This window comes from Glaciecola nitratireducens FR1064 (genome assembly GCF_000226565.1).
In the GTDB taxonomy this organism is placed as follows: domain Bacteria; phylum Pseudomonadota; class Gammaproteobacteria; order Enterobacterales; family Alteromonadaceae; genus Glaciecola; species Glaciecola nitratireducens.
This window is the reverse complement of record NC_016041.1, coordinates 2,240,789-2,261,668: the sequence shown is the minus strand read 5'-3', so window position 1 is coordinate 2,261,668 and position 20,880 is coordinate 2,240,789. Positions and strand designations below refer to the sequence as shown.

The following is a 20,880-nucleotide window of genomic DNA, read 5'->3' as shown; positions in this document are numbered from 1 at the left end:
GAGTTACGTTCAATTAAATAAGTGTTTTAATTGCCTCATCAACTAACATCAGTAAATATGAGGAATTCAACATGGGTTTACTAGTCGATGGTGTATGGCAAGACCAATGGTACGACACAAAAAAGAGTAATGGCAAATTTGTTCGTCAAGATTCTGCATTTAGAAATACCATAAGCAGTGACGCTGGCGCAAAATTTACGCCCGAATCAGGTCGTTATCATTTATTTGTCAGTTTAGCCTGTCCGTGGGCGCACAGGACGTTAATTTTTAGAGCACTAAAAGATTTGGAGGCACACATATCGGTATCTGTTGTGAGTCCAGATATGTTGGAAAATGGGTGGGTGTTCGGTGGATACGATGGGGCAACGGAAGACCATTTATTTGGCTCTAAGTACATGCATGAAATATACACCAAAGCTCAGTCAGACATCACTACGCGAGTTACCGTGCCAGTGTTGTGGGATAAAAAGACTAATCAAATTGTAAATAATGAATCCGCTGAGATAATTCGCATTTTTAATACAGCGTTTAATGATTTGACGGGTAATCACGACGATTATTATCCCAATGCTCTTAAGAGTGGTATTGATGAAATAAATGATTATGTTTATCACCGCATCAATAACGGTGTCTACAAAGCGGGTTTTGCTACGACGCAAGTGGCTTATGAGGAAGCACTTTTCGCATTGTTCGAAGGTTTGGATTTTTTAGAAGAAACCTTAAGTGCAAAACGTTTTTTACTTGGCAATCAGATTACCGAAGCTGATTGGCGTTTGTTTACAACTTTAGTTCGTTTTGACCCGGTTTATGTTGGGCATTTTAAATGCAATTTACGCCGCATTGCCGACTATCCAGCAATCTCCGGATATTTAAAAGAGCTTTTTCAAGTGACAGGCGTTAAAGCAACGACCAATTTTGACCATATAAAAAGACACTACTATTTTAGCCATACTATGATTAATCCAACGCAAGTGGTGCCTGCTGGTCCTGTAATGGATCTCGATTCACCGCATGGTCGCGACAATCTTTAGGTTTGCAAGAAGGAATAAGGTAATGAGTACTTCCAACATAGCGACAAATACGACAACAAGAATAAAGCAAATTGTGCAGGGTATGGCTGCCTCCGACGGTGCGGGCGTCAAGCTGAAAAGGGTGCTTGGACAACCCAGCCTTAAAAGATTAGACCCGTTCCTAATGCTAGATGAGTTCGGTTCGGAAGACGCGCAAGACTACATCGCCGGTTTTCCAAAACACCCACATCGTGGCTTTCAAACAGTCACTTACATGCTTAACGGCAAGATGGGGCACAAGGACTCAACGGGTAATGAGGGTGTAATTGAAGATGGTGGCCTGCAGTGGATGAATGCGGGTAAAGGTATTATTCATGAAGAAATACCAATGCAAATCGAAGGTAAGATGCGCGGCTTCCAACTTTGGGTGAACTTGCCTGCGGCTGAAAAAATGTCTGCGCCAGGCTATCAAGATATTCCCACTGCGAATATTCCGGAGTTGAGTAGCGAAAAAGGTTCTTTGATACGCGTGTTGGCTGGTAATTACGAAGGCCAAGAGGGCGCAGTGACAACACAAGCTGTCAAACCTCAGTTTTTTGATTTCCATTTAGTGGCTAATGAGTCGCTGACTGTTGCCACGCAAAACACGCACAATGGATTTTTATACGTTTATGAAGGTGAGCTTGAAGTTGCAGGCAAAAAATTGAAAAAAGGCGAGTTGGGTGTGTTGGATTTCACCAATGAGTTAGTGCTCGATACTAAGGTGGAGACTCGTGTCATTTTAGTTAGCGGCGAGCCAATTAACGAGCCAATCGTTCAATACGGACCTTTTGTGATGAACTCTCAAGAGGAAATTAATCAGGCATTGCGCGATTTTCAACAAGGAGTATTGGCGTAGGATTGTTCGTAAGTCCATATTTCGTGCCCTGTAACCACTTAATCAACGAAATATGGACGTTTTGCATTGAACTAAAGGCTTTTCTTCAATACCATCAGCTTAATGAAGATTTTAAAGGAATGTAAATGAAGCCTGTTGTTCTTGCCGGTGGCACTGGAAGCCGACTGTGGCCTAAATCTCGCGCTGCATTACCAAAGCAGTTTTTATCACTTACGTCTGATAAGACGATGCTGCAAGATACAATCTTGCGTTTGCCTGCCGATAAAATGGAGCTTCCATTATTTATCTGTAATGAGGACCATCGCTTCTTGGCTGCAGAGCAACTTCGTGTTGCGGATATTGATTATGACAGCATCATCTTAGAGCCTGTCGGTCGCAATACTGCGCCTGCAATAGCTCTCGCTGCATTAAGAGCTGTGCAGCAGGGAGAAGATCCCGTATTGCTGATCTTAGCAGCAGACCACCTTATTTCTGACCACAATGCCTTTCACGCAGGCGTTGAGAGAGCAACGTTACTAGCAGAGCAGGGAAAGTTAGTTACTTTTGGCGTGGTGCCGACTGAAGCTCATACTGGGTACGGATACATAAAGTCTGGTGATTCAGTAGATGAGATCGGTTTTAAAGTTGCTCAATTTGTTGAAAAACCTGATTTGGCAACGGCGCAGCAATATCTCAAAAGCGGTGAGTATTATTGGAACAGCGGTATGTTCATGTTCAAAGCGAGTGTGTATTTGCGTGAATTGAGTGAACACGCCCCCGATATTTTTGCTGCCTGTACAAACGCGATGCAAAATACTAACAAAGACATGACATTTATACGCGTTGACGCTGACGAGTTTGCTAAATGTCCTGATGACTCTATTGATTATGCGGTGATGGAACGCACCTCCGACGCCTGTATGGTTCCGCTAGACGCCGGTTGGAATGACGTTGGTAGTTGGACTTCTCTGTGGGAAACATCACAAAATAAAGATACTTCAGGCAACGTCGTAATAGGTGATGCGATCCTTGATGGCGTCACCAATAGCTATATCAACTCTGAACAGCGCTTAATTGCCGTTATTGGTTTAGACGACGTCGTTGTCGTTGAAACTAAAGATGCCGTAATGGTAGCCAACAAAAGTAAAGTGCAAGATATAAAAAATGTGGTGAACAAGCTTAAGGCCGAAAAACGTTCCGAGTTTGAATTTCACCGCGAAGTTTTCAGACCTTGGGGCAGCTACGATTCCATTGATAACGGGCGCCGCTATCAGGTTAAACGCATCAGTGTAAAACCCGGCGAAAAACTGAGTGTACAAATGCATCACCATCGCGCAGAGCACTGGATCGTAGTCTCTGGCACAGCTAACGTCACTGTGGGAGAGGTAACTTCATTAGTAACCGAGAATGAGTCTATTTACATCCCTATCGGTGAAATTCATGCATTGGAAAACCCTGGAAAGATACTACTAGAGCTGATTGAAGTGCAGTCTGGCAGTTACCTTGGTGAGGACGACATTGTCCGCTTCTCCGATCGTTATGGCCGTGTTGAAGTCAAAAAATAAAGCTTTTACAACGTGGCAACTTTAAGGGTTGCCATTGTTTCCACGCATCCAAACTAAAAAAATACTAAAAGAACAAAAATCATGACTAAAATTACCTGTTTTAAAGCTTACGATATTCGTGGTGAACTGATTGAACAATTAACTGAGTCAGTTGCTTACCGCATCGGCAGAGCCTTTGCAGAAGAATTACAGGCACGCACTGTCGTTGTGGGCGCAGATGTCAGAAAAACTTCATTGCCACTTAAACTAGCGTTAGCTGCAGGTTTAATTGACGGCGGTGCGAAAGTAAGTGATTTAGGGATGTGCGGTACTGAAGAAATTTATTTTGCCACAAAGCACCTTGGTGTTGATGGCGGTATAGAAGTAACAGCTTCTCATAATCCTATCAATTACAATGGCTTAAAGTTAGTGAAAGCCGGTTCTATTCCGATCAGCGGTGACAGTGGCTTATTCGCTATCAGAGATAGAGCTGAAAGTTACGATGAGATGAATATACAAGCTCGATTACTGGCATTTAGTACCGGTGAGTTAGTGACTGATGGTGAGTTTTTGAGTGGTATGCATTCAATTCAAGAAAGAAAATTACTTGAAACCAAAAATTACGAGCGCGTTCGCTGTGTGAATGATTACGTTTTGCACCTTGCAAGCTATATCAACTATAAAAAGCTGTCTCCACTTAAGCTTGTTGTCAATGCTGGGAATGGCAGTGCTGGCCCAGCACTCGATGCAATTGAGCTGTTTTTTCAAAACCAACATGTACCCGTTGAGTTTATTAAAGTGCATCACGAGGCTAATGGTGACTTTCCCCACGGCATTCCAAACCCATTGTTGCCAGAGAATCGCGCGGATACATCAAAAGCCGTTATTGAAAACAAGGCTCATATGGGGATCGCATGGGATGGTGATTTCGATCGCTGTTTCCTATTTGACGAGAAAGGCGAATTTGTCGAAGGCTATTATATTGTCGGTTTATTAGCGCAGGCCTTTTTAGCGAAAGAGAAAGGCGCCAGTATTATTTATGACCCGCGTGTTTTTTGGAATACAGAAGAGATTGTTAAAGCGAATAAAGGTAAACCCATTAAATGCAAAACCGGGCATGCTTTTATCAAAGAGAGAATGCGCAAAGAAGACGCTGTCTACGGTGGCGAAATGAGTGCTCATCACTATTTTCGTGATTTTGCTTACTGCGATTCAGGAATGATACCGTGGATGCTCGTCGCTGAACTGCTTAGCACAACAAAACAGCCATTGTCAGAGTTGGTGAGAGAGCGCATCGAAGCATTTCCATCTTCTGGCGAGATAAACTCCACTGTTGAAAATGCGGGCTTAACAATTAAGAAGGTTGTTGAACATTACGCTGATCAAGCTGAAGTAATAGATAAGACGGACGGTATTGGCATGGAGTTTGGCAATTGGCGATTTAATTTGAGAAAGTCGAACACTGAGCCGGTGATACGCCTAAATGTTGAATCACGCGGTGATATTGCTTTAATGAAAGCGAAAACCGAAGAACTGATGGACTTAATTACGGGTTAAAATACCGAACGCAGCTTTTTAAAGCTATTTCCTTTCGCAATCAAATCAATAGAGCCGAGTATCGATACTCGGCTCGTTCATGCTATCAAAGCCATTGCTAAATGACTTATGACTACGACGGTGGTCAATACTAAACGCAGCGTTGTATATTCAATGACCTTTTGTTTTTCCATTACCAAAGTATATTTGTCGTACATTAACATAGCGATAAATGCACAAGACAAGACACCTAGTAGTAAACCTCCATCGAGAAACACTAAACTTAACCAAGCAACAATACTTGGTAGCATCGCGACATAAAGTTGATGATTTACACGGTTATGCTGAAGAGCGTCGTACCAATGAATGCCACCGAAGAATGAAAGTATAATGGCAGAATATTGAACAAAGTGTTGAAAACTATAAAAATAATTATTTATGTCAGCAAGTGCTATCAAGGGAAGCACTATAAATGGAATAAGTCCCGCGTAACCAAGTATTTTAAACTGTATTGGCATGGTAACCCTCTGAATTCTCTATTTTATTTCGACAAAAAAGGCGCCAAGAAGGCGCCTTAATTAAAAGGGAGTTAAGCAAAGCCTACTTCTTGATAGGAGTATACTTACGCTGAGTTTCACCAGTATATAACTGACGAGGACGCCCAATTTTTTGGCCAGGCTGACTCAACATCTCATGCCAATGTGAAATCCAACCTACCGTTCTTGATAGTGCGAAAATACATGTGAACATGTTAGTTGGAATACCAATAGCTTTAAGCACAATACCTGAGTAAAAGTCGACATTCGGGAATAATTTCTTTTCCGCGAAGTAAGGGTCGCTCAGCGCGATTCGCTCTAGTTCCATCGCTACTTCGAGTAATGGATCGTCTAGCTTCAACTCGGCCAATACTTCGTGGCAGCTCTCTCGCATTACAGTGGCTCTTGGATCGTGGTTTTTGTAAACACGATGACCAAAGCCCATTAAACGGAACGGGTCATTCTTGTCTTTTGCTCTATCAATGAATTCTGGAATACGATCAACAGTTCCAATTTCTTCTAGCATTTCCAAACATGCTTCGTTTGCGCCGCCGTGTGCAGGACCCCATAAGGAGGCAACACCGGCTGCAATACAAGCATATGGGTTAGCGCCAGATGAACCAGCTAAGCGCACAGTAGAGGTCGATGCATTTTGCTCGTGGTCAGCATGGAGAATAAATATTCTATCCATTGCACGCTCCACAGCTGGGCTTACTACATACTCTTCAGCAGGAACCGAAAACATCATGTTGAGGAAGTTTGCAGCGTAGCTTAATTCATTTGTTGGATAGACAAAAGGCTGACCGACATTGTATTTGTAGCACATTGCTACTAACGTTGGCATCTTAGCGATTAAACGATGCGCACTACGTAGGCGCTGCTCTTCGCTGTTTACATCTAAATCACTGTGGTAGAAAGACGACATCGCGCCAACAGTGCCGCAAAGCATCGCCATTGGATGCGCATCGTTTCTAAAACCATGAAAGAACATGTTGATTTGTTCATGTAAAAGGGTATGACGAGTAATCGTGTCTTTAAAATTAATATATTCGTCTGCGTCCGGAGCGTGTCCGTGCAGCAACATATGACAAACTTCAAGATAATCAGAATCGCGCGCTAACTCTTCAATTGGGTAGCCTCTGTGTAGTAACACACCTTTGCCGCCATCAATGAACGTGATCGAAGATTCACATGAACCTGTAGCCATAAAACCGGGGTCAAACGTAAAATACCCGTTACCACCAAGTGGTCTAACATCGATGACAGGGTGACCTGCAGTCCCAGTTAAAATCGGAAGTTCGATTTCTTTATCACCTACTTTTAAAATGGCTGTATCATTTGCCATGTAATGTTCTCCTCGTTAATTTTCTACTATAACGTTGTAGTCGACAAACTTACGTAGCTATCGACGATATTGTTCACATCGTTAAGAAAAGTGGCGCTATTTGTACTGGTATTGTAGTAATAAGTCAATTTAAATGCACATTCGATTAATAAATATTCTGTATTGTCTACAGCTATATGGGTAGCAACAAATCTTTACGACTAAAGGCTTAATACGCAACAAAAAATTGTAATTTACGAGGCGGATTGTTATATTCAAGGCCGCTAAATTCAACGAATGTATTTTATTTCAATTTAGCAATATTTTATTCACAAATTGTTAACAAGATAAGGGCGAAAGTACGCCCCACAAAAGTAAAACACACAACTAAGGTAATCGCTTAAGCATCCGATTGTTACGCATTACCTACGAACGACTACAGGCAGATTATTGTGAAGAAACAAAGACCGGTAAATTTAGACCTTAATACAATTAGCTTTCCACCCGCTGCTGTTGCGTCAATACTCCATCGCGTAACAGGCGTTGCAATGTTTTTCGCGTTGTTATTCGTCATTTATGCATGGGCGACTTCAGTTGCTTCAATCGAGGGTTATAACTCGGTGCTCAGTATGATGGATGCATGGTACGGAAAAGTTATTTCAATCGGCACATTATCTGCGCTGTCTTACCACATTATTGGTGGTGTGAGACACGTGATTATGGACATGGGCCATTGGGAAGAACTCGACTCAGGTAACAACAGCGCGAAAGCTGCAATGGGGCTGTGGGTAGTGTTAACAATCGTATTAGGAGTTGTATTATGGTAACTAATCAGGTGTCAATGAAAAGAAACGGTATTCAGGATTATGTATCACTGCGAGCAACTGCAGCGATAATCACTGCGTTTACGTTATTCATGGTGTACTTTTTTGTAACAACATCAGTTGTCACATTTGAAGTTTGGCAAGGTCTCTTCGCCAATATCTATATGAAAGCATTTACGCTCGCCACATTGATCTCAATCATGATCCATGTGCGTATAGGTTTGTGGCAGGTATTGACGGATTACGTCAAGCCAACTGGTCTACGCGCCGGTCTTCAATATGTTCTTAACCTAATTGCATTTGCGTATGTTGCAGTAGGTCTATTCGTTTTATGGGGTGTTTAATATGAGTTTACCCGTTCATGAGTTTGACGCGGTAGTTATAGGCGCTGGCGGCGCTGGCATGCGAGCTGCTTTGCAGATTTCAGAATCAGGAAAGTCGTGTGCGTTGTTATCAAAAGTATTTCCGACCCGTTCACACACAGTATCTGCACAAGGTGGTATTACCGTTGCATTGGGTAATTCACACGAAGATAACTGGGAATGGCACATGTACGACACCGTAAAAGGGTCAGATTACATTGGCGATCAGGAAGCGATCGAATACATGTGTAAAACAGGTCCTGAAGCCATTATCGAAATGGAAAACATGGGCTTACCTTTTTCACGGACTGAAGAAGGCAAAGTATATCAGCGTCCATTTGGTGGCCAATCAAGAAACTTCGGCGGAGAACAGGCGGCAAGAACAGCCGCTGCTGCCGACAGAACAGGCCACGCATTATTACATTTGTTATATCAACAGAATGTAAAAAACCGCACAAAAGTATTCAGTGAATGGTACGCGCTCGATCTTGTAAAAAATCAACACGGTCAAGTAGTAGGCTGCACAGCAATCGACATTGAGTCTGGTGAAGTGGTTTACTTTAAGTCTAAAGCCGTTGTTCTAGCGACGGGTGGTGCTGGACGCATTTACGCTTCAACCACAAACGCGCACATCAATACTGGCGACGGCGTAGGCATGGCAATTAGAGCCGGCGTGCCGCTACAAGATATGGAAATGTGGCAGTTCCACCCGACAGGTATCGCAGGTGCAGGTACGCTTGTAACTGAAGGTTGTCGTGGTGAAGGCGGTTACTTATTGAATAAAGATGGCGAGCGTTTCATGGAACGTTATGCGCCAAACGCTAAAGACCTTGCTGGTCGTGACGTTGTCGCTCGTTCAATGATGACAGAAATTCGTGAAGGTCGCGGTTGTGATGGTCCTTGGGGTCCTCACTTGAAGCTGAAGCTCGATCACTTAGGTAAAGATGTGCTTGAATCACGTTTGCCTGGTATTCTTGAGTTGTCACGCACATTTGCACACGTGGATCCGGTGAAAGAGCCTATTCCAGTGATACCAACATGTCATTATATGATGGGTGGTATTCCAACGAATGTAGATGGACAAGTTATTAATGTCGATGTCGATGGTAAAGAATCTATTGTAGATGGTTTATTTGCTTGTGGTGAAATTGCCTGCGTATCAGTGCATGGAGCAAATCGACTCGGTGGTAACTCCTTACTAGATTTGGTTGTATTTGGCCGCGCTACTGGCTTGCACCTTGGCAAGAGCTTGGATCATGTAGACGTTAAAAGTGAAGCATCTGCTTCAGACCTAGACGCAGCAATGTCACGCTTCAATCGTTGGGAAAGCTCTGAAATAGGTAAGGGTGAAGATCCAGTTCAGATTAAGAAAGATATGCAACAGTGCATGCAGCTCAACTTCTCTGTTTTCCGTGAAGGTGAAGCAATGGCTGAAGGATTAAAAGAGCTTAAAGAAATTCGCGAACGTTTACAAAACGCAAGTTTGAATGACAAGAGTTCTGACTTTAATACTATGCGTATTGAATGCTTGGAGTTAGACAACCTAATGGAAACTGCTTACAGCACGGCTGTTGCAGCTAACTTTAGAACAGAGAGTCGTGGCGCGCACAGCCGTTTCGATTTCCCTGAGAGAGACGATGAAAATTGGTTGTGTCACAGCTTGTACTTGCCGGAATCAGAAACTATGCGTCGTCGTGATGTCAATATGACGCCGAAGCTTAGAGAAGCGTTTCCGCCAAAAGTACGTTCGTATTAATAGGAGTAGTCATTATGATGTTAAATTTTTCGATTTATCGATATAACCCAGACGTAGATGATGCACCTAAGATGCAAGATTATCAGTTAGAGGTCGAGGAAGGCCAAGACATGATGGTGCTTGACGCTTTGATTGCATTAAAAGAAAAAGACCCAACGTTGTCTTTCCGTCGCTCATGCCGTGAAGGTGTTTGTGGTTCAGATGGTATGAACATGAACGGTAAAAATGGTTTGGCGTGTATTACACCTCTCTCTGCACTTGGCAAAGGTAAAGTAGTGGTGCGTCCATTACCTGGTTTACCGGTAGTACGTGACCTTGTGGTTGATATGACACAGTTCTATACTCAGTACGAGAAAATCAAACCATTTTTGATTAATGATGATACGCAGCCACCAGCGCGTGAGCATATTCAAACGCAAGAAGACAGAGCTAAATTAGACGGTCTGTACGAATGCATCTTGTGCGCTTGCTGTTCTTCGTCATGCCCTTCATTTTGGTGGAATCCAGATAAATTTATTGGACCAGCCGGCTTGTTGCATGCTTACAGATTCTTAATCGATTCTCGCGATACGGCAACTGATGAGCGTTTGAATGATTTAGACGACGCATTTAGCGTGTTCCGTTGCCATGGCATCATGAACTGCGTTAGTGTATGTCCAAAGGGATTAAATCCAACAAAAGCTATCGGCCAAATTAAGTCGATGCTGTTACAACGGGCTGTTTAGTGCCTAGTTGCCTATTCGTTAGGTACGTTTGATTGCTAAATGGCCGTCCCGAGAGGGATGGCTATTTTTTTATCTAGACAAAACTAAAGGTGAAAATAATATCAAATAATGGGAAATGATAGAAATATTCAAGTTTTTCTTATATTTGGGGTTATATATATGCAGTGTTATACCCTTTTAGTCGTATATATCCGCTCAAAGGTGTAATACGCAATTTACAAAAAGAATCTATATAGAATACAATACACTTAACTTTTTATATCAAGGCTTAAGAATGCAAGATAGCGTGATGAAAGCATGGTGGGATTCATCCCACATGGCGGGAGGTAATACCGCTTACATTGAAGAGATGTATGAGACTTACCTTGAAGATCCACAAAGTATTCCAGACAACTGGAAAGTTATTTTCGACGCGCTACCAAAAGTAGATGGTGTAGAAGTCGAATCCAACCACACGCAAATCAAGGCTGATTTTAAACATATGGCCTCGTTGGGTCCTGCTGCACGATTCACTTCAGGTGCTGCTGCTACGCCCGGCGATGTTCAAAGCGATGAGCGACAGGTAAAAGTATTACAGTTGATCAATGCTTATCGATTCCGTGGCCATCAGCACGCCAATCTCGATCCACTTAATTTATGGAAGCAGCCGAGAGTCCGGGATTTAGAATTATCACACCATAATCTTTCTGAAAGCGATTTTGACGCCATGTTTAATCTTGGCTCATATGCTGTTAACGCAGACAAAATGGGTTTGGGTGATTTGTTTAAATCATTGAATCGTACCTACTGTGGTTCGATTGGCTCTGAGTACATGCATATTACTGATACTGAACAAAAACGTTGGCTACAGCAGCGGATTGAGTCAGTCGAAGCAAAGCCTGTAATTGGCCGCGACGAAAAAGTCAAAATTTTAAAAGGCCTTATTGCCGCCGATGGTATGGAAAAATACCTTGGCGCTAAATTTACAGGTGCTAAACGATTTTCATTAGAAGGTGGCGATTCGCTTGTTCCAATGCTTAAAGGCTTAATTACCGAAGCCGGCGCAGCTGGAACGAAAGAAGTCGTCATTGGTATGGCTCACAGAGGCCGTTTGAACGTGTTAGTGAACGTGTTAGGCAAAAATCCATCAGTGTTGTTTGATGAATTTGCTGGTAAACACGACGATACTTTGGGCGCAGGCGACGTAAAATATCACGCTGGTTTTTCTTCTGATTTTGCGACACCAGGCGGCAATGTGCATCTGGCACTTGCTTTCAACCCATCGCATTTGGAAATTGTTAACCCAGTCGTCATGGGCTCAGTCAGAGCGAGGCTTTCTCGCCGTCGTTGTGAAGATGGTTCAGCGGTATTACCAATTACCATTCACGGTGACTCTGCGATAGCGGGTCAGGGCGTAGTGCAAGAAACGTTTAATATGTCACAAACTCGTGGCTTTAAAGTTGGCGGCACCGTTCGAATAGTCATTAATAACCAAGTTGGTTTTACTACCTCGAACACTGAAGATACACGCTCTACCCAATACTGCACTGATATAGCGAAAATGGTGCAAGCACCTATTTTCCACGTCAACTCTGATGATCCTGAAGCCGTTATGTTCGTGACTAGACTTGCGCTAGAATATCGCAACAAGTTCAAACGTGACGTTGTTATTGATTTAGTGTGCTATCGCCGCCACGGTCATAATGAAGCGGATGAGCCCAATGCGACTCAGCCACTCATGTATCAAAAAATTAAAAAACATCCGGTACCGCGCGACATTTATGCTGACCAATTGATTGCTGAAGGCACAATTGAAAAGCACGAGGTTGAGAAGCTAATGGCTGAGTATAGAGCAGCATTAGATCATGGTGCCTGTGTGGTTGAAGAATGGCGTCCAATGACTGAGCATTCAGTTGATTGGTCACCTTATATCGGCCACGATTGGGACGTCGAATATGATGGTAGTTTGCCGGTTTCCAAAATAAAAGAACTTGGACAAGCTTTAATCAATTATCCTGAGAGTCACCGCTTGCAGTCTCGAGTTAACAAACTCTATGTTGACCGCAAGGCAATGGTTGATGGTGAGAAAATGCTCGACTGGGGTATGGCTGAAAACTTAGCATACGCGAGTATTCTAGCTGAAAAAACAGATATCAGAATGACAGGTCAAGATTCGGGCCGAGGCACGTTCTTCCACCGTCACGCGGTTTTGTACAACCAAGATGACGGCTCAACGTATTTACCATTGAAAAATATTTCTGATGACCAAGGTCGAATTGAAATTTACGATTCTGTTTTGTCTGAAGAGGCTGTAATGGCATTTGAGTATGGTTTTGCTACGGCTGAACCTGCATGTTTAACTATTTGGGAAGCACAGTTCGGCGATTTCGCCAACGGTGCACAAGTGGTATTTGACCAGTTTTTATCATCAGGTGAAGCAAAGTGGGGCCGCTTGTGTGGTTTAACTATGTTACTGCCTCATGGTTATGAAGGCCAAGGCCCTGAACATAGCTCTGCTCGTTTAGAAAGATGGTTACAAATGTGTGCTGACCATAACTGGCAAGTATGCATACCATCTACGCCGGCTCAGGTGTATAACATGCTGCGCCGCCAGTCAGTACGACCAATGCGTCGACCGCTGATTGTGATGTCGCCTAAATCACTGCTTCGCCATCCACTTGCGGTTTCTTCCATGGAGGAGCTAGCAGAGGGCGTTTTCCACAATGTGATTGATGAAATTGATGAGATAGATCCGCAAAACGTCAAACGCGTTGTGATGTGTTCCGGTAAAGTGTATTACGATTTATTGGATCAGCGTCGTAAGAATGAGCAAAATGACGTTGCAATTGTGCGTTTAGAGCAGTTGTATCCATTCCCTCAGGACGAGTTCAAAACTAAGATGGCCAAGTATGAACATGTGACTGACTGGATTTGGTGTCAAGAAGAACCGCAGAACCAAGGCGCTTGGTATTGTAGCCAGCACCATTTCTGGCAATCAATTCCGAAAGGATCTAACTTAACTTATGCAGGTCGTAAAGCTTCGGCTTCCCCTGCAGTTGGCTATGTTTCTGTACACAACCAACAACAAAAAGCGTTGGTTGAAGACGCACTTACAATAAACTAAGGAACCCAGATGACAATTGAAATAAAAGTTCCCGTATTACCTGAATCAGTAGCAGATGCAACAATCGCAACTTGGCATGTAAAAGCTGGCGAAACTGTTACCAGAGACCAAAATTTGGTTGATATTGAGACTGACAAAGTAGTATTGGAAGTAGTAGCACCAGAAGACGGCGTCTTGTCAGAAATTATTCATGGTGAAGGTGATACCGTTTTAGGTGAACAAGTCATTGGTAAAGTAGAAGCGGGAGGCTCTGCTAAAAAAGAGTCAACGACTTCTGAGCCAGCTGCCGAGGAAGAATCTGCTGCATCAGCTGATTCAGGAAAAAAGACTGAGATTAAAGTACCTGTGCTTCCGGAATCAGTCGCAGATGCAACAATAGCAACTTGGCACGTGCAGCCTGGACAATCAGTCAAGCGTGATCAAAATTTAGTTGATATTGAAACAGACAAAGTTGTATTGGAAGTTGTTGCGCCAGAAGATGGTTCAATTTCTGAAATTTTAGCTCAAGAAGGTGAGACAGTGCTTGCTGAGGCTGTTATTGCAAACTTCGTAGCAGGTGCGGCCGCAAAGCCATCGAAGGAAAGTAAAGACAGCGCGCCAGCAGCCGAAGCTGAGCAAGAAGAAGGCGACTCAGACGCATTGAGTCCTTCCGTTCGCCGTTTGCTTGCTGAAAAAGGCGTTGATGCTAGTAAAGTTAAAGGTACTGGTAAAGGCGGCAGAGTAACAAAAGAAGACGTTGAAAAGCATTTGAAAGCGCCAGCAAAAGCGCCGTCAACAGATTCAAAAGAAGCACCATCGATTGCATCTGGCGAGCGCACTGAAAAGCGTGTTCCTATGACGAGATTGCGTAAAACAATTGCTACTCGTTTATTAGAGGCGAAAAATTCAACGGCAATGTTGACTACGTTCAATGAAGTTAACATGAAGCCCATCATGGACTTGCGTAAGCAATACCAAGAGAGCTTTGAGAAGCGTCACGGTATTCGTTTAGGTTTCATGTCTTTCTACGTGAAAGCGGTGACCGAAGCGTTGAAACGTTTCCCAGAAGTGAATGCGTCAATTGATGGCGATGACATTTGTTATCATAACTACTTCGATATCTCGATTGCAGTTTCCACGCCGCGTGGATTAGTGACTCCAATTTTGCGTGATACCGATACTCTAGGTATGGCAGGTGTAGAGAAGGGTATTAAAGAACTCGCATTGAAAGGTCGCGACGGCAAATTAGCTATGTCAGATCTGCAGGGTGGTAACTTTACCATTACTAACGGTGGTGTCTTTGGCTCACTATTGTCTACGCCAATTATCAATCCACCACAGAGCGCAATTTTGGGAATGCACAAAATCCAAGATCGTCCAATGGCTGTGAATGGTAAAGTAGAGATTTTACCGATGATGTACCTCGCGTTATCTTACGACCACAGAATTGTGGACGGCAAGGAATCGGTTGGTTTCTTGGTAACTGTAAAAGAAATGTTAGAAGATCCAACGCGTTTATTGCTTGATGTGTAAATATTAAGTTAACAAGCTGTTCGGAATAAAAAAATTAGGGTGATAACGGCGTTATCACCTGAAGTATGGCTAAGTTTGTGATAGGATTTAGCGAAATTAAAACAAGTCGCCTGCAGTACTTTTTTAAGTGAGCAACGGCGGCTTTTCTATTAAATAAAATCGGATAAATTAACATGAATTTGCATGAATACCAGGGCAAACAGTTATTCAAAGAATACGGTTTGCCAGTATCTGAAGGATACGCTGCTGAGACTCCTCAAGCTGCTGTTGAAGCTGCAGACCGCATTGGCGGAACTGAATGGGTAGTTAAATGTCAAGTACACGCTGGCGGTCGCGGTAAAGCGGGCGGTGTGAAACTAGTTAAAGATAAAGCAGACATCAGAGCTTTCGCTGAAAACTGGCTTGGTAAAAACCTAGTCACTTATCAAACAGACGAAAATGGTCAGCCGGTCAGTCAAATTCTTGTTGAAACCTGCACAGATATCGCGCAAGAGCTTTACTTAGGCGCAGTGGTTGATAGAACATCACGCCGAATCATTTTCATGGCATCTACTGAAGGTGGCGTTGAAATTGAGACTGTTGCTGAAGAAACACCAGAAAAAATCTTGAAAGCGGAAATTGATCCACTTGTCGGCGCTCAGCCTTTCCAAGCTAGAGAAATCGCATTCAAGTTAGGTTTGAAGGGTGTTCAAATTCGTCAGTTCACCACAATATTTATGGGTCTAGCTAAGATGTTTGAAGAGCTTGACCTAGCGATGATTGAAATTAACCCACTAGTGATTAAAGCAGATGGCGATTTACATTGCTTAGATGCGAAATTAGGTGTTGATGGCAATGCATTGTATCGTCAGCCAAAAGTTCGCGACATGAACGATCCATCACAAGATGACGCTCGTGAAGCTCATGCAGCAAAATTCGAATTGAACTATGTTGCACTAGACGGCAATGTTGGCTGCATGGTTAACGGTGCTGGTCTTGCAATGGGAACGATGGATATCGTTAACCTGCATGGCGGTAGCCCTGCTAACTTCCTCGATGTTGGGGGCGGTGCAACCAAAGAACGTGTTGCTGAAGCATTTAAAATCATTTTGTCAGACAGCAAGGTTAAAGCCGTATTGGTCAACATCTTCGGTGGTATCGTGCGTTGCGATATGATTGCTGAAGGTATTATCGGTGCAGTTAAAGAAGTTGGCGTTAACGTGCCAGTGGTTGTTCGTCTTGAAGGCACAAATGCAGAACTAGGCCGTGAAGTACTTGCGGGTTCTGGTTTAGATATCATTGCTGCAGAATCATTGACGGATGCTGCACTTAAAGTTGTTGCTGCTGCGGAGGGCAAATAATGTCAGTATTAATCAATAAAGATACTAAAGTTATCTGCCAAGGTTTCACTGGCGGTCAAGGTACGTTCCATTCTGAGCAAGCAATTGCTTATGGTACGCAAATGGTTGGCGGTGTAACACCTGGTAAAGGCGGCACTACACATTTAGGTCTTCCTGTATTTAATACAGTGAGAGAAGCGGTTGAATCAACAGGCGCTACAGCAACTGTTATTTACGTACCGGCTCCATTTTGTAAAGATTCAATTATAGAAGCCGTTGATGCGGGTATCGAGTTAGTGGTTTGTATCACTGAAGGTATCCCGACTATCGATATGCTTTACGTGAAAGAGTACGTTGATCGTAAAGGCGCACGTATGATCGGTCCAAACTGCCCAGGTGTTATTACTCCGGGTGAGTGTAAGATTGGCATCATGCCTGGTCACATTCACAAGCCAGGTAAAGTTGGTATTGTTTCACGCTCTGGTACATTGACATACGAAGCGGTTAAGCAGACTACTGATGAAGGCTTTGGTCAGTCTACTTGTGTTGGTATTGGTGGTGATCCAATTCCTGGTTCTAACTTCATTGATATATTGAAGCTGTTCCAAGACGATCCAGCTACTGAAGCAATCGTTATGATTGGTGAAATCGGCGGAACGGCAGAAGAAGAAGCTGCAGAATACATCAAAGCACATGTAACCAAGCCTGTAGTATCTTACATAGCTGGCGTAACAGCGCCTGCTGGTAAGCGTATGGGTCATGCTGGCGCAATCATCGCCGGCGGTAAAGGTACTGCTGATGAGAAATTCAAAGCTTTAGAAGCGGCAGGCGTTAAGACTGTGCGTTCACTTGCTGAAATCGGTAAAGGACTACGTGAGATTACCGGTTGGTAATTTTGTAAGTCGAGATTAAATCTAAAAACCTGCCAGTCGGCAGGTTTTTTTTTGGCTTAATGGCAACTAGGGCAACTAAGATAATTACGAATAAGTTCGCATAAACCTTAGGTGAGCGCGTAAAACGAGCACTTAATCATCCTTTCTTTTAGACAGTTCGGAAATTTTTATGCAATCAGTACTAAAATCGCAATGTTAGAAAAATGTAAACTGTATTTTCAGCGATAAATACAACAGATTGTTTTTGTTGAATAAATTTTTTTATGATTTTAAAAGGTGTATAAAACCTAAGAATCTAACTGCTATTTTGTTAACTAAATGTAGCGATATGTTATGAATACGTATGCACATAATGGTGAATGAACTCGCAAGAATGTAACATCCTATCCAGTACAAATAGGCGTACTTGCGCAACAGATCATTAGGTCTGGTAAGCACGGAAGCGTCAAACTCAACAGTAATGGGATACAAATATGACTAAATTCAAACCCAGCTTGATTACCGTAGCCTTAGTTGCTAGCGGGATGATGATTGGTAGTTTGCCCCTTTATGCACAGCAAACCCCTGAAAATTCTCAAGAAGATCAGACGGAAGAGCGTGCAGAAGAAAACATCGAGAAAATTGAGGTTGTTGGCTTTAGATCCAGCCTGATAAGATCGCTCAATCAAAAAAGATTCAGTGACACAGTATCTGAACAAATTTCTGCAGATGACTTAGGTGGATTACCCGACGTATCAATGGCAGACGCGTTGACACGCTTACCCGGTATATCAGCGGTTAGAACCGGTGGCCAAGCAGCAGAAATTAACATTCGCGGTTTATCTGGTGATTTCGTTTTTTCTACGCTTAACGGCAGAGAGCAAGTCTCAACTAGCGGCAGTCGCTCAATAGAGTTTGATCAGTACCCATCAGAATTAATTAGTTCCGCGGCTGTATATAAATCGCCTAAAGCATCATTGTTAGAAGGTGGTGTTGCAGGTACTGTTGAATTGAAAACAGCTAGCCCATTGGATAACGATAAGCAGCATAGTTTTAACGCGAACGTTCGCGGAATGTACAACGACCGTGCCAATGAAGTTGCTGATGCTGATGAGTTTGGTCATAGACTGAGTTTTTCCTATCAAGGTAAGTTTTTAGAAGATACCTTGGGCGTTGCGCTCGGTTATGCCAAATTATATCAACCCAGTGTGTCAACGCAGTTTATCGGATTAGCTTACAACCGAGAAAAGGACGTTGATTTTGTTGAAAATGATATAGATAAGCTTGGAGGCGATTGTCCCGAGTGTGAAGATATCTCTGAAGGCTTTGAAATGCAGCACGCCGGCGGCGGTGAAACTCGCAATGGCTATATGGCCGCTTTTGAGTGGGCACCGGTGGACAATTTCGTATTAAAAGCAGACGCTTTCTTAAGTAAATTTGAATCAGAAGAGTTTGCCCGTGGTTTTCGAGTAAAACTTGAAGCACCTAACGTAACTATTGCTAACCCAACGCTGGTCGGGAATGACGTAATCGGTGGCACCTTTAATCGTATTCCGGGCGCGAACACTCGGGTTGAACTGGTTAACGACGACAATCAAGATTTTGATGAAGTGCGTAGTTTAGGCATTAATGCAAAGTGGGACATCAACGAAGACTGGACCGTGTCTTTTGATGTTTCACATTCTTCTGCTGACAGTGATTTCAGAAACGGTTTGCTGTGGTCCCTCGTTGCTGAAGACGCAAATGCGTTATCGCCGGTGTTAGACGAAAATATCTCGATAAGCTATTTACTGAATGGACTTGATTTGCCCGACCTAGGTTTTAATCAGGCCAGTGACTTTATTGATTTAAATAAAGTGATGGTATCTAAATACGGTATTTATCCATTCCAAAACTCAGATGAATTAGATGCCTATCGGATAGATTTTACATATCAACTTGACAATGACTGGGTTCGTTCAATTGAGTTTGGTGCTCGTTATTCAGATCGCGCGTACAGCAATGACCGTTCCGTATTCGAATATGGCAGTGATTCAGGCTTCTCAAGAAGTCAGCCACCGTTGCGTCTGACTGAAGACATGACGACAGTGGTCAATTGGGAAGGGGAATTCTCATATTTCCCAAGTTACTTAGCAATTGATTTAGACAAAGCCCTGAATGCTTGGTTTCCAGGCGGCGTGCCACAGCCAGTGCAAAGCTGGGGTGGTTTTGACGGCGTATTAAACCCACCTGACGGCGCTACTCCTAACGATACCTCATGGTCGGTGTTACAAAGTGGTGAAGTTTATGAAGAAGTTAACTCCGCTTATGTCATGGCCAACCTCGACATGGAGTTAGCAGGTATTCCAGTTACGGGTAACATTGGCGTTAGAATGGTGGACACGAAGCAGGCATCGACGTTCTTGCAGAATGTAGATGGCGACCCTGAGTCAGGAGCACAAATCATTGTTGATGATATCGGTTTAGCGGTTGATACATTTCGCCCGGTAATACTCGAAGATACCTACACTGACTATCTACCATCATTAAACTTAACCTTTAAATTGACCAGCAATCAGCAAGTGCGTTTCGCTGCTGCAAAGGTGATGGGAAGAGCTCCGATCAACGAAATGTTTGCTAATAGCGGTACGCAAATTAATGAACCGGCGGCGTTTCAAAGCATCGATACTGGAGAGATTACGGTGATTGGTGAAGCGAGAATATCAGGTCAAAGCGATAACAGTCCTTATTTGCGTCCTTTTTACGCAAATCAATATGATATCTCCTATGAATATTATTTTGATGATTCTGATGGTGCAATAATAGCGGCGCTCTACTACAAAGACATCCAGTCGTTTGTCGATAGAAGTACAAGAGATCCTTATGATTTCGCTGCAAATGGCTTTGTTGTTCCTACTTCAATTGACATCCCTGTATTCACGGACGAGGAAGTGGCGCAGCCAGTATTAGATGAATTAGGCGAGCAAGTTACTATCACTGTTCCGACTGTAAATGGCGCCTACACCACATTCGAAAACAATGCTCGAGGAGGATACATTCGTGGTCTCGAATTATCCTACACCGAAGTTTACAGTGACTTACCGGGGATGTGGTCTGGTTTGGGTGTTAGCGCGAGCTATTCCTACACCGAAACTGAAATTATTAAAACGGCGAGTGCCAACGATGGTGTTTACTCGACACTGCTTCCTGGTTTGAGTAAACAAGTATTATCCGGCACCGTGTTTTGGGATTACGAAGGTTTTGAAACTCGCGTGAGTGCGCGATATAGAGACCCATTTGTGTCCAAGCAAGTTGCTGTCAATGACCAAGTCGTTAATTTTGATTCTGAGCTGATTATTGATTATCAAGCGAGTTACGAAGTGAACGAAAACCTCGGTATCTTGTTCCAAGTGAATAACTTAACGGATGCACCGACGAAAAGTTACTTTGGTGATGAAGCGCGCACGGGCACTATCCAATACTTTGGTACTCAATTCTTCTTGGGGCTAACGTATTCATTATGAGAATAATTAATTTAACGTCTCTGTTTAAAAAAGGCCTTAATTTAGGTCGTAACAAAAGTATGACATTGGAGTGTTTA

Annotated in this window: 15 protein-coding genes; 13 read left to right on the top strand and 2 right to left on the bottom strand. The window is 43.2% G+C overall.

What is annotated here, in order from left to right:
• Positions 1 to 71: 71 nt before the first annotated feature.
• The 4 genes from GNIT_RS09705 (at position 72) to GNIT_RS09690 (ending at position 4,988) form a co-directional block, all read left to right on the top strand.
• Positions 72 to 1,031, top strand: a complete 960-nt coding sequence (locus tag GNIT_RS09705; RefSeq protein ID WP_014109022.1) for a glutathione S-transferase family protein — start codon at positions 72 to 74, stop codon at positions 1,029 to 1,031.
• Positions 1,032 to 1,053: 22 nt separating this feature from the next.
• Positions 1,054 to 1,908, top strand: coding sequence for a pirin family protein (locus GNIT_RS09700; RefSeq protein WP_014109021.1), 855 nt, complete (start codon positions 1,054 to 1,056; stop codon positions 1,906 to 1,908).
• A gap of 125 nt (positions 1,909 to 2,033) precedes the next feature.
• Entirely contained in the window at positions 2,034 to 3,452 is a 1,419-nt protein-coding gene (locus GNIT_RS09695) for a mannose-1-phosphate guanylyltransferase/mannose-6-phosphate isomerase (RefSeq protein WP_014109020.1), read from the top strand.
• A gap of 81 nt (positions 3,453 to 3,533) precedes the next feature.
• Complete coding sequence (locus tag GNIT_RS09690; protein WP_014109019.1) at positions 3,534 to 4,988, top strand: phosphohexomutase domain-containing protein; 1,455 nt, start codon at positions 3,534 to 3,536, stop codon at positions 4,986 to 4,988.
• Between the two features lie 77 nt (positions 4,989 to 5,065).
• Here GNIT_RS09690 and GNIT_RS09685 read toward each other — a convergent pair whose 3' ends face one another.
• Positions 5,066 to 5,485 (bottom strand): DUF3429 domain-containing protein, encoded by a 420-nt coding sequence (locus GNIT_RS09685; protein ID WP_014109018.1) that lies wholly within the window; start codon positions 5,483 to 5,485, stop codon positions 5,066 to 5,068.
• Between the two features lie 82 nt (positions 5,486 to 5,567).
• The gene (locus tag GNIT_RS09680) at positions 5,568 to 6,848 is read right to left on the bottom strand and encodes a citrate synthase (protein ID WP_014109017.1); all 1,281 of its coding nucleotides are present in this window, start codon (positions 6,846 to 6,848) and stop codon (positions 5,568 to 5,570) included.
• A 431-nt stretch (positions 6,849 to 7,279) separates the two neighbouring features.
• On the opposite strand from GNIT_RS09680, the gene sdhC reads away from it, so the two are divergent.
• From sdhC to GNIT_RS09635, 9 genes are all read left to right on the top strand, one after another.
• Positions 7,280 to 7,654 (top strand): succinate dehydrogenase, cytochrome b556 subunit, encoded by a 375-nt coding sequence (gene sdhC / locus GNIT_RS09675; RefSeq protein WP_041246380.1) that lies wholly within the window; start codon positions 7,280 to 7,282, stop codon positions 7,652 to 7,654.
• A complete protein-coding gene (gene sdhD, locus GNIT_RS09670; protein ID WP_014109015.1) occupies positions 7,648 to 7,995 on the top strand; it encodes a succinate dehydrogenase, hydrophobic membrane anchor protein in 348 nt (115 codons plus the stop codon). The genes sdhC and sdhD overlap by 7 nt, the downstream gene beginning before the upstream one ends.
• Position 7,996: 1 nt before the next feature.
• Positions 7,997 to 9,769 carry a succinate dehydrogenase flavoprotein subunit gene (sdhA, locus tag GNIT_RS09665; RefSeq protein WP_014109014.1) on the top strand — a complete coding sequence of 591 codons (1,773 nt, stop codon included), beginning with the start codon at positions 7,997 to 7,999 and terminating at the stop codon, positions 9,767 to 9,769.
• A 14-nt stretch (positions 9,770 to 9,783) separates the two neighbouring features.
• Positions 9,784 to 10,494 carry a succinate dehydrogenase iron-sulfur subunit gene (locus GNIT_RS09660; protein WP_014109013.1) on the top strand — a complete coding sequence of 237 codons (711 nt, stop codon included), beginning with the start codon at positions 9,784 to 9,786 and terminating at the stop codon, positions 10,492 to 10,494.
• Between the two features lie 274 nt (positions 10,495 to 10,768).
• Positions 10,769 to 13,597, top strand: a complete 2,829-nt coding sequence (locus GNIT_RS09655) for a 2-oxoglutarate dehydrogenase E1 component (RefSeq protein WP_014109012.1) — start codon at positions 10,769 to 10,771, stop codon at positions 13,595 to 13,597.
• Between the two features lie 9 nt (positions 13,598 to 13,606).
• Entirely contained in the window at positions 13,607 to 15,109 is a 1,503-nt protein-coding gene (gene odhB / locus GNIT_RS09650) for a 2-oxoglutarate dehydrogenase complex dihydrolipoyllysine-residue succinyltransferase (RefSeq protein WP_014109011.1), read from the top strand.
• Between the two features lie 173 nt (positions 15,110 to 15,282).
• Positions 15,283 to 16,449, top strand: a complete 1,167-nt coding sequence (sucC, locus tag GNIT_RS09645; protein ID WP_014109010.1) for an ADP-forming succinate--CoA ligase subunit beta — start codon at positions 15,283 to 15,285, stop codon at positions 16,447 to 16,449.
• A complete protein-coding gene (gene sucD / locus GNIT_RS09640) occupies positions 16,449 to 17,321 on the top strand; it encodes a succinate--CoA ligase subunit alpha (protein ID WP_014109009.1) in 873 nt (290 codons plus the stop codon). The genes sucC and sucD overlap by 1 nt, the downstream gene beginning before the upstream one ends.
• 473 nt (positions 17,322 to 17,794) lie before the next feature.
• Positions 17,795 to 20,803, top strand: coding sequence for a TonB-dependent receptor (locus GNIT_RS09635; protein ID WP_014109008.1), 3,009 nt, complete (start codon positions 17,795 to 17,797; stop codon positions 20,801 to 20,803).
• The last annotated feature ends 77 nt before the right edge of the window (positions 20,804 to 20,880 follow it).

Coding starts and splice junctions, on each gene's coding strand:
- GNIT_RS09635 (WP_014109008.1), top strand. CDS start 17,795: ATGACTAAATTCAAACCCAGCTTGATTACCGTAGCCTTAGTTGCTAGC.
- GNIT_RS09690 (WP_014109019.1), top strand. CDS start 3,534: ATGACTAAAATTACCTGTTTTAAAGCTTACGATATTCGTGGTGAACTG.
- GNIT_RS09695 (WP_014109020.1), top strand. CDS start 2,034: ATGAAGCCTGTTGTTCTTGCCGGTGGCACTGGAAGCCGACTGTGGCCT.
- GNIT_RS09660 (WP_014109013.1), top strand. CDS start 9,784: ATGATGTTAAATTTTTCGATTTATCGATATAACCCAGACGTAGATGAT.
- odhB (WP_014109011.1), top strand. CDS start 13,607: ATGACAATTGAAATAAAAGTTCCCGTATTACCTGAATCAGTAGCAGAT.
- sdhD (WP_014109015.1), top strand. CDS start 7,648: ATGGTAACTAATCAGGTGTCAATGAAAAGAAACGGTATTCAGGATTAT.
- GNIT_RS09680 (WP_014109017.1), bottom strand. CDS start 6,848: ATGGCAAATGATACAGCCATTTTAAAAGTAGGTGATAAAGAAATCGAA.
- sdhA (WP_014109014.1), top strand. CDS start 7,997: ATGAGTTTACCCGTTCATGAGTTTGACGCGGTAGTTATAGGCGCTGGC.
- GNIT_RS09685 (WP_014109018.1), bottom strand. CDS start 5,485: ATGCCAATACAGTTTAAAATACTTGGTTACGCGGGACTTATTCCATTT.
- GNIT_RS09655 (WP_014109012.1), top strand. CDS start 10,769: ATGCAAGATAGCGTGATGAAAGCATGGTGGGATTCATCCCACATGGCG.
- sucD (WP_014109009.1), top strand. CDS start 16,449: ATGTCAGTATTAATCAATAAAGATACTAAAGTTATCTGCCAAGGTTTC.
- GNIT_RS09700 (WP_014109021.1), top strand. CDS start 1,054: ATGAGTACTTCCAACATAGCGACAAATACGACAACAAGAATAAAGCAA.
- GNIT_RS09705 (WP_014109022.1), top strand. CDS start 72: ATGGGTTTACTAGTCGATGGTGTATGGCAAGACCAATGGTACGACACA.
- sucC (WP_014109010.1), top strand. CDS start 15,283: ATGAATTTGCATGAATACCAGGGCAAACAGTTATTCAAAGAATACGGT.